Genomic DNA, 9,063 nt, shown 5'->3' with positions numbered 1-9,063 from the left:
TAAAGTTGTTTAGTGGTTGATTGCTACTTGTACAATCGGAATCGCTTCTGATTTCAGGCTCACCCTGCAGGAGCAACAGAGGAGGGATTATCTTGACTGATATGGAGAAGCGAAGTATAACAGAAAAAAGAAAAACCGAACATATTGATATTTGCTTATCGAAGGATGTGGAACCTGTTGAAATGACGACCGGATTTGAATCGTTCCGGTTTCAACATAACGCCCTTCCAGAGATAGATTTTCAAGAGATCGATCTCAGTACGCGCCTTTTTGATAAGCAGCTGAAAGTACCGTTTCTGATCAGTTCAATGACAGGTGGGACGGAAACGGCTGCCAAGATTAATGAAACGCTTGCAAAAACCGCAGAAAAACGTGGATGGGCCATGGGTGTCGGGTCAATGAGGACAGCCATCGAAAAGGAACAGACTGCTTATACTTATGATGTACGCAAACATGCTCCGACCATTCCTATCCTTGCAAACATCGGGGCTGTTCAGTTCAATTACGGATATGGTGTAGAACAATGCCAGCGTGCTGTTGATCTCATTAAGGCGGATGCGATCATCCTTCATCTCAATAGCATGCAGGAAGTTTTTCAGCCTGAAGGAGATACGAACTTTAAAGACCTGCTGCCTAAAATTGAAAAGGTGGCAAGATCTCTTCCGGTCCCTGTCGGGGTAAAAGAAGTAGGAATGGGAATCAGCAGCGCTACCGCTCGCCGGCTGTATGAGGCAGGGGTCTCTTTTATCGATGTGGCCGGGGCAGGTGGCACCTCGTGGATTCAGGTCGAAGCGTACCGCTCAAAAGATCCTCTTAGGGCAAAAGCTGCAGAAGCTTTCCGCGGGTGGGGAATTCCAACTGCTGAAAGTCTGCTGCAAATAAGAAGAGATGTTCCAGAAGTACCCCTGTTTGCAAGCGGAGGAATGAAAAATGGTGTCCATGCAGCAAAAGCGATTGCATTAGGCGCAGACATTGCCGGATTCGGCAGGTCACTCCTCCCAAGTGCAGCAGTCTCTGATGGAGAAGCGCTGGATGGACAGTTCCAACAGATAGAATTTGAACTGCGTGCGGCTATGTTTGGCATAGGTGTATACTCGATTGAGCAGCTGAAAGGGACAGATTCATTAAGACAAGTTTAGTTCAGCAGTGGAGTAGATATCAAAGGAGGCCGGAATCCGATTGGGGTTTTGGTCTCTTTTTTGTTCGTTGTTTTCGTATATATTGTTGCTCTCGGAAAAATCCAAAAAGCCGGATTTTTCCCTTGGAGACAAGGGCTTTTTTCTCTGAAAAGGTGAGTTAGCTCTTTTCTTTCTTGTTTATCAGGCTATTTCTGGTTAATTAAGTAGATATTTTTAAAAGTTTGTATTAAATAGCAACAAAGTTTACGAAAAGAGCCTTTTTGTTTTAGGTTGGCGGCAGTGTGTTATGCTATCAACCGGTCTTTCTGTTCTATGAACTAGTTTGATGGGTCTTTAACAACTTTACGGCTCCTATCAATACTTTCGGATGTCTATTAACAACCGATGTTTTTCAGATCCTTACTTCTAGTTTGCCACCCCAATCAAAGCACTGCACCCACAAACAAAAAAATCCGCCCACCAGGTGGACGGATCTCTCATCATTATTACTTCTTGATGTTATAGAATGTTTTTGCTCCAAGGTATTGTGCAGTGTGTGCCAATTGGTCTTCGATGCGAAGCAATTGGTTGTATTTCGCCACACGGTCTGTACGTGAAGGAGCACCTGTTTTGATTTGGCCTGCGTTTGTCGCAACAGCGATGTCAGCGATTGTGCTGTCTTCTGTTTCACCAGAACGGTGAGAGATGACTGCTGTGTAACCAGCGCGCTTAGCCATTTCGATTGCGTCGAAAGTTTCAGTCAATGTACCGATTTGGTTAACTTTGATCAGGATAGAGTTTCCTACGCCTTGCTCGATACCTTGAGAAAGTTTGTTTGTGTTTGTAACGAATAAGTCGTCACCTACAAGTTGTACTCTGTTACCGATGCGATCAGTCAATAGCTTGTGGCCATCCCAGTCGTTTTCATCAAGACCGTCTTCGATTGAAACGATTGGATACTTGTTGCACATTTCTTCGTACCAATCAACCATTTCAGCAGAAGTACGGACAACGCCTTCACCAGAAAGATGGTATTTGCCATCTTCTTTGTTATAGATTTCAGAAGCAGCAACGTCCATTGCAAGAAGTACTTCTTCACCTGGCTTGTAGCCTGCTTTTTCGATAGCTTCAATAATTGTAGAAAGAGCTTCTTCGTTCGATTTAAGGTTAGGAGCGAATCCACCTTCGTCACCAACCGCTGTGTTGTAGCCTTTAGATTTAAGAACGCTTTTCAGGCTGTGGAAGATTTCCGCACCCATGCGAAGGCCTTCTTTGAATGTAGGAGCACCAACAGGCATTACCATGAATTCCTGGATGTCAACGTTGTTATCAGCGTGCTCTCCACCATTAACGATGTTCATCATTGGAACTGGAAGCTGCTTCGCGTTGAAACCACCAAGGTATTGGTAAAGTTCAACTCCGAAGAAGTCAGCTGCAGCACGCGCAACAGCCATGGATACACCAAGGATAGCGTTAGCGCCTAATTTACCTTTGTTTTCAGTTCCGTCTAATTCCATCATCGCTCTGTCGATTGCAACTTGATCTGTCACATCCATACCGATGATTTCTTCAGCGATTTCGTTGTTTACGTTGTCTACTGCTTTTTGTACACCTTTTCCAAGGTAGCGGTCTTTGTCGCCGTCACGAAGTTCAACTGCTTCGTATTCACCTGTAGAAGCACCTGATGGTACTAAAGCGCGGCCGAAAGCACCTGATTGTGTGTAAACTTCTACTTCAACTGTAGGATTTCCGCGGGAATCCAATACTTCGCGAGCATATACATCTGTAATAAATGGCATATAAATTCTCTCCTTTTAATGGGTTATTTTATTGGCTTTTTCGTTTATATTATTTCTTTGTTGAATGTAGTTAGTTGATTTCCGCTCCAGGTGCCGACTCCGCGGGGCGGGCGGTGAGCCTCCTCGGCTTCGCCTGCGGGGTCTCACCTGTCCCGCTAGTCTCGCAGGAGGTCGACACCTTCCGCTCCAATCAACATTCGTAAAACTAAGCAATAAAGGTTGTGTTAAAACCATATTTTCTTAAAACAGCTTTAACTTCAAGCCAGTAAATTTGATTGGCTAAATGCACTTTCTTTCCGAGGGGAGCTTGCTCACAGAATTACTCGAGCGTCTTCCTTCCCTAGAATAGTGCAAATCGCTCTAAATCAACTTTACTATTTTTTAATTAAAGTTTCGCCTGTCATTTCAGCTGGTTTGTTAAGGTTTAACAGGTCCAGCATTGTTGGTGCAAGGTCTCCAAGAATTCCACCTTCTCTTAGTGACACACCTTCTTTGGTCACGATGACCGGTACAGGGTTGGTGGTATGTGCTGTCATTGGGTTTCCTTCAGGTGTAACCACTTCATCAGCATTTCCATGATCGGCAGTAATTATTGCTGTTCCGCCTTTTTCAACGATCAGGTCAACGATTTGCCCTAAGCATTCATCTACGGTTTCAATCGCTTTGATGGTCGGTTCAAGCATTCCGGAGTGTCCGACCATATCCGGATTGGCAAAGTTCAAGATGATGGCATCCTGCCTGTCATTTTTAATTTCTTCCATAAGTGCCTCTGTTACTTCATAAGCACTCATTTCAGGCTTAAGATCATAGGTTGCGACATCTGGTGAATTAATCAAAATTCTTGTTTCATCAGGAAATTCATCTTCACGTCCGCCGCTCATAAAGAACGTTACGTGAGGATATTTTTCCGTTTCAGCGATGCGCAGCTGCTTCAAGTTGTTTTGCGAAAGGACTTCACCAAGCGTGTTGTCCAGGTTAACCGACTTGAATGCTACGTATCCGTCAACTGTTTCACTGAAATGTGTCAGACACACAAAGTGAAGGTTTTTCGGATGCTTCGGCCCTCTTTCGAAAGAACGGAAATCATCGTTTGTGAAAGTATTTGAGATTTGGATTGCACGGTCCGGTCTGAAATTGTAGAAGATCACAGCATCTTCTTCATCAATCGTTGCAACCGGTTCACCATTATCTCTTTTGATTACAGAAGGCAGAACGAACTCGTCGAAGATTCCATTATCGTAGGAATCCACAACAACCTCCAACGGGTTGGAGTATTCAGGCCCTTCACCATAGACCATAGCGCGGTACGCTTTTTCCACACGGTCCCAGCGCTTGTCACGGTCCATGGAGTAGTAACGTCCGGATATTGTCGCAAATTCGCCGACTCCCAGCTCACGCATAACTTCCTGTGTTTGCAGGATGTAGGTTTCAGCTGTTTTCGGCCCTACATCACGGCCGTCCAGGAAACCATGTACATAAACTTCCTTTAGTCCTTCAGCAGCTGCTATTCTGAGCAGCGCAAACAAATGCTCAATATGACTGTGAACACCACCGTCAGAAAGCAATCCAAAGATATGAAGAGCTTTGTTTTTACTCTTGGCATGTTCGATTGCATTCACGAAAGTTTCATTTTTCTCAAATTCGCCTTCGCGGATAGAAACATTTACCCTTGTCAGACTTTGGTATACTACTCGTCCTGCACCGATATTAAGGTGACCGACTTCAGAGTTCCCCATCTGTCCTTCAGGAAGGCCGACTGCTTCACCGCTTGCTTTCAAAGTGCTGTGAGGAAACTGATTCCAGTAACGGTCGAAGTTCGGTTTCTTTGCTTGTGTAACGGCATTTCCTTTGTCCTCTTCACGACATGCAAATCCATCTAAGATGATAAGAGCAACAGGAGACTTACTCATTAGAACCTGCCTCCAATAGCTGCAAGAATGATTGCGGCTCCAGGCTGGCTCCTCCTACAAGTGCACCATCGATATCAGATTGTGCCATGTACTCACCGATGTTGTTTGGCTTTACACTTCCGCCATATTGGATACGGAGTGCTTCTGCAGCTTCTTGAGAGAATTGTTCAGCCACTGTCTGGCGGATATGGGAGCAAACTTCATTCGCATCTTCAGAAGTTGAAGATTTGCCTGTACCGATTGCCCAGATTGGCTCATAAGCGATGACAGTTGCTTTCACTTGATCTTCTGTCAGTCCCTCAAGTGCTTTTTTCACTTGGTCGCCGACGATTTGTTTTGTTTGGTCAGCTTCACGCTGTTCCAATGTTTCTCCGACACATACGATCGGAGTCAGGTTGTAGTTGAATGCAGCATGCGTCTTCTTATTGACAGACTCATCTGTTTCATTGAACATTTCACGGCGTTCCGAATGTCCAAGAATAACGTATTTCACACCTAGATCCTGTAGTGCGGCAGGGCTGATTTCACCCGTAAAAGCGCCGTTTTCTTCGAAGTGCATGTTTTGGGCACCGATTTCTACTTGATATTCTTTTGTGATGTCCACAAGTCGCTCCAGGAAAAGAGCTGGTGCACAAATCACAGATTCCACTTTTTCAGAAGAAGGAACCAGTCCGTTAACATCCTCAGCGAATTTCTTTGCTTCAGACATCGTTTTATTCATTTTCCAGTTTCCTGCAATAATTGGTTTACGCATACTTCTCATCCTTTCCTTACTTGTCGTTAAGTGCTGAAACCCCAGGAAGTTCTTTCCCTTCCATAAATTCAAGGGAAGCACCGCCGCCAGTAGAAATATGGCTCATTTTATCGGCTAGATCGAATTTCTCAACCGCTGCGGCTGAATCTCCTCCACCAATGACAGAATATGTATCTGCAGCATCGGCTAAAGCCTGCGCAACGGCTTTCGTACCATTTGCAAACTTTTCAATTTCAAATACGCCCATTGGTCCGTTCCAGATGACTAGACGGGAATTTTTGATGACGCTAGCATATTGTTCCTGCGTTTTAGGACCGATGTCCAGCGCTTCCCAGTCAGAAGGAATCTCTTCGATTGGCACAACTTTCGTGTTGGCATCATTAGAGAAGTCGTCTGCAACAACCACGTCAACAGGCATATAGAATTTGACGCCTTTGTCTTCTGCTTTTTTCATGAATTGTTTCGCTAAGTCGATTTTATCTTCTTCTAGAAGAGATTTCCCAACTTCATGGCCTTGTGCTTTTACAAATGTATAAGCAAGTCCTCCGCCGATGATCAGGTTATCCACTTTTTCTAAAAGATTATCGATAACACCGATTTTATCTTTAACCTTTGCTCCGCCAATGATGGCTGTGAAAGGTCTTTCTGGTGTTGTTAATGCTTTACCCAGTACTTCAAGTTCTTTTTCAAGAAGGAAACCTGCAGCTGCCGGAAGGTGCTCTGCTACTCCCGCAGTAGATGCGTGCGCTCTGTGAGCCGCACCGAATGCGTCATTTACGTATACATCTGCAAGTGCAGCAAATTCTTTCGCAAGGTCTGCGTCATTTTTTGTTTCGCCCGGATAGAAACGGACATTTTCAAGAAGCAATACGTCGCCTTCGCTCATTTTTTCGATTTCAGCTTTGACAGTATCTCCATAAGCTTCATCTGTTTTCGCAACGTCTTTACCAAGCAGTTCGGAAAGGCGCTTTGCGACAGGAGTCAATCTCAATTCTTCCACAACCTGGCCTTTTGGACGTCCCAGGTGGCTGGCAAGAATGACTTTCGCTCCCTGTTCGGATAGGTATTGGATAGTCGGCAGTGCGGCTTTGATACGCGTCTCATCTGTCACGTTGCCTTCACTCATAGGCACGTTGAAGTCTACACGGCAGAATACACGCTTGCCTTTCAAGTCGATATCCTTGATCGTTTGTTTGTTCATTTCAAAAGGCCTCCTTCTGGATAGTCGGGCAAGTAACCCGTTATTTATAAAAGAAGAGCGGGGAATCCTCCCCGCTCCCCTTCATCCCATTTCATTATAGATGCTGGGACATAATTTATCCAACAAAACCCTTAAAATTATGTCACATTACATCATTTAGGATATCACATTTAATTTAATATCTTACAGACCTTTAGAAGCGATGTAGCCAACAAGGTCTACAACACGGTTGGAATATCCGCTTTCGTTGTCGTACCAAGAGATAACTTTAACCATGTTGCCTTCCATAACCATTGTAGAAAGTGCATCGATTGTAGAAGAATCAGGGTTGCCGTTGTAGTCAGTAGATACAAGCGGCTCTTCGCTGTACCCAAGGATACCTTTAAGGTCGCCTTCAGAAGCTTCTTTAAGAGCACTGTTTACTTCATCCACAGTAACTTCCTTGCCAAGCTCAGCAACAAGGTCTACTAGAGAAACGTTTGGAGTCGGAACACGCATTGCTCCACCGTTAAGCTTGCCTTCAAGTTCAGGAAGAACAAGAGATACTGCTTTTGCTGCACCAGTCGTTGTAGGAATGATGTTTTCAGCAGCTGCACGCGCACGACGGTAGTCTTTGTGCGGCAAGTCAAGGATCTGCTGATCATTAGTGTAAGAGTGAATTGTTGTCATCATACCGCGCTTGATACCGAATTTGTCATTCAATACTTTAGCGAAAGGTGCAAGACAGTTTGTTGTACAAGAAGCGTTAGAGATTACATCGTGGCTCGCTGCATCGTACTTGTCTTCGTTAACACCCATAACGATTGTGATATCTTCATCAGAAGCCGGAGCAGAGATGATGACTTTTTTAGCACCTGCTTCCAAGTGTTTCGCAGCATCTGCGCGTTTTGTGAAACGGCCAGTAGATTCTACTACTACGTCTACACCAAGATCTCCCCAGCCAAGTTGAGCTGGATCGCGCTCAGCCAATACTTTCACTTTTGTGTCGCCTACTACAAGATAATCACCATCAACGCTCACTTCTTGATCAAGCTTTCCGTGAACAGTGTCATATTGTAAAAGGTGGGAAAGCATGTTAGCGTCTGTCAAGTCGTTAACTGCCACTACCTCGATATTATCGTTGTTTAATGCCGCGCGGAAAACATTACGTCCAATACGTCCAAATCCGTTAATTCCTATTTTTACTGTCATGATTAAAGTCCTCCTTTAAATGGTTAAGGAAATTTTTAAAAATATATTTCAAAAGGGATTATCCTTTTAAAAGCTCTTTCGCCGCACCTTCATCCGTGATGAGAATCGTAGAATGAGGCACGCTTTTGAAGTAGGCCCTGATCGCCTTTGCCTTTGAACGGCCGCCTGCGACCGCAATGACATTTGACTTATCCCGAAGATCTTCCAGTTGCAGGCCGACAGTCGTCACTTTATGTACGACTTCGCCTTCCTCGTTAAAATAATAACCGAAGGCTTCCCCGACTGCGTTTCCTGCAAGAATCTTGCCCAGCACTTCCTCACTGGTCTTACGGCGTTCGGCCATCGTGACCGCATCGCCAATCCCGTGAAGCACAATATTAGCTGACTTGATCAGACTCAATACATCCTTGATATCAGGCTCTTTGATGAAAGAGTTGTAGACCTCGGTACTGACCTGGTCTGGAACATAGAGCACCCGGTGTTTCGCACTGGTTCTCTCTGCCATTTTGGCACATATCGTGTTGGCCTGGTTCTTAACATCCTCACCGATACCGCCTCTTGCCGGAACGAATAACACTTCGCTTTTGGCAAATTCGGGTGTCAGCTTTTCAGCAACTTCGGCCATCGTAGATCCTCCGGTTACTGCGATGATATTATCTCCAACCAAAAGGTCTTTCATACGCAGGGCTGCTGATCTGCCTAATTCTTCTTTTACCCAGGGAGACTCATCACTATTCCCCGGAACGATAAAAATTTTATGAAGATTGAGTAAAGACTTCAATTCCTTTTCCATCGAATCGATGCCCGTTATCTCTCTCATCATGTCAGCCGTCTTTCCCAGAAGCAGTTCCCCTTCGGCTGTGATGATCATCCCTGAAGATTTAATCTCAATAAGATCCTGATCTTTCAAGAACTCCACTTCACTTCTCAGGACTCTTTCCGTCATCCCGAGCGTCTGGGCAAGGCTCCTTCTTCCGACAGGCTGCATCAACCGAACCGACTTAAGAATCTGATGTCTTTTTTGCATAACCTGGAGCAAGTCTGGTAATAATCGTTTTTGTATATCAATGATCGATTCCATCAAAAAGCT

At 44.7% G+C, this 9,063-nt stretch carries 7 protein-coding genes; 1 reads left to right on the top strand and 6 read right to left on the bottom strand.

What is annotated here, in order from left to right; all coding sequences use genetic code 11:
* The first annotated feature begins 101 nt into the window (after positions 1 to 101).
* Positions 102 to 1,139: a type 2 isopentenyl-diphosphate Delta-isomerase gene (gene fni / locus BSG1_RS17840; RefSeq protein WP_006838608.1), complete on the top strand. Its 1,038-nt coding sequence runs from the start codon at positions 102 to 104 to the stop codon at positions 1,137 to 1,139.
* 485 nt (positions 1,140 to 1,624) lie between these two features.
* Here the strand turns inward: fni and eno are convergent, their stop codons facing one another.
* From eno to BSG1_RS17810, 6 genes are all read right to left on the bottom strand, one after another.
* Positions 1,625 to 2,917, bottom strand: coding sequence for a phosphopyruvate hydratase (eno, locus tag BSG1_RS17835; protein WP_006838607.1), 1,293 nt, complete (start codon positions 2,915 to 2,917; stop codon positions 1,625 to 1,627).
* Positions 2,918 to 3,291: 374 nt separating this feature from the next.
* Positions 3,292 to 4,827: a 2,3-bisphosphoglycerate-independent phosphoglycerate mutase gene (gene gpmI, locus BSG1_RS17830; protein WP_006838606.1), complete on the bottom strand. Its 1,536-nt coding sequence runs from the start codon at positions 4,825 to 4,827 to the stop codon at positions 3,292 to 3,294.
* Positions 4,820 to 5,581 (bottom strand): triose-phosphate isomerase, encoded by a 762-nt coding sequence (gene tpiA, locus BSG1_RS17825; protein WP_006838605.1) that lies wholly within the window; start codon positions 5,579 to 5,581, stop codon positions 4,820 to 4,822. The genes gpmI and tpiA overlap by 8 nt, the downstream gene beginning before the upstream one ends.
* Before the next feature lie 16 nt (positions 5,582 to 5,597).
* A complete protein-coding gene (locus BSG1_RS17820) occupies positions 5,598 to 6,782 on the bottom strand; it encodes a phosphoglycerate kinase (RefSeq protein WP_006838604.1) in 1,185 nt (394 codons plus the stop codon).
* A 183-nt stretch (positions 6,783 to 6,965) separates the two neighbouring features.
* Positions 6,966 to 7,973, bottom strand: coding sequence for a type I glyceraldehyde-3-phosphate dehydrogenase (gene gap / locus BSG1_RS17815; protein WP_006838603.1), 1,008 nt, complete (start codon positions 7,971 to 7,973; stop codon positions 6,966 to 6,968).
* A 58-nt stretch (positions 7,974 to 8,031) separates the two neighbouring features.
* Positions 8,032 to 9,054 carry a sugar-binding transcriptional regulator gene (locus BSG1_RS17810; RefSeq protein ID WP_006838602.1) on the bottom strand — a complete coding sequence of 341 codons (1,023 nt, stop codon included), beginning with the start codon at positions 9,052 to 9,054 and terminating at the stop codon, positions 8,032 to 8,034.
* Positions 9,055 to 9,063: the final 9 nt, after the last annotated feature.

The sequence above is a fragment of the Bacillus sp. SG-1 genome (assembly GCF_000181495.1).
GTDB lineage: Bacteria > Bacillota > Bacilli > Bacillales > Bacillaceae_B > Rossellomorea.
The sequence above is the reverse complement of the archived record's forward strand: the minus strand, read 5'-3'. Positions and strand labels throughout refer to the sequence as shown.

Excerpts from the sequence above, each read along its gene's own strand:
- fni (WP_006838608.1), top strand. The coding sequence starts at position 102 with ATGGAGAAGCGAAGTATAACAGAAAAAAGAAAAACCGAACATATTGAT.
- eno (WP_006838607.1), bottom strand. The coding sequence starts at position 2,917 with ATGCCATTTATTACAGATGTATATGCTCGCGAAGTATTGGATTCCCGC.
- gpmI (WP_006838606.1), bottom strand. The coding sequence starts at position 4,827 with ATGAGTAAGTCTCCTGTTGCTCTTATCATCTTAGATGGATTTGCATGT.
- tpiA (WP_006838605.1), bottom strand. The coding sequence starts at position 5,581 with ATGCGTAAACCAATTATTGCAGGAAACTGGAAAATGAATAAAACGATG.
- BSG1_RS17820 (WP_006838604.1), bottom strand. The coding sequence starts at position 6,782 with ATGAACAAACAAACGATCAAGGATATCGACTTGAAAGGCAAGCGTGTA.
- gap (WP_006838603.1), bottom strand. The coding sequence starts at position 7,973 with ATGACAGTAAAAATAGGAATTAACGGATTTGGACGTATTGGACGTAAT.
- BSG1_RS17810 (WP_006838602.1), bottom strand. The coding sequence starts at position 9,054 with ATGGAATCGATCATTGATATACAAAAACGATTATTACCAGACTTGCTC.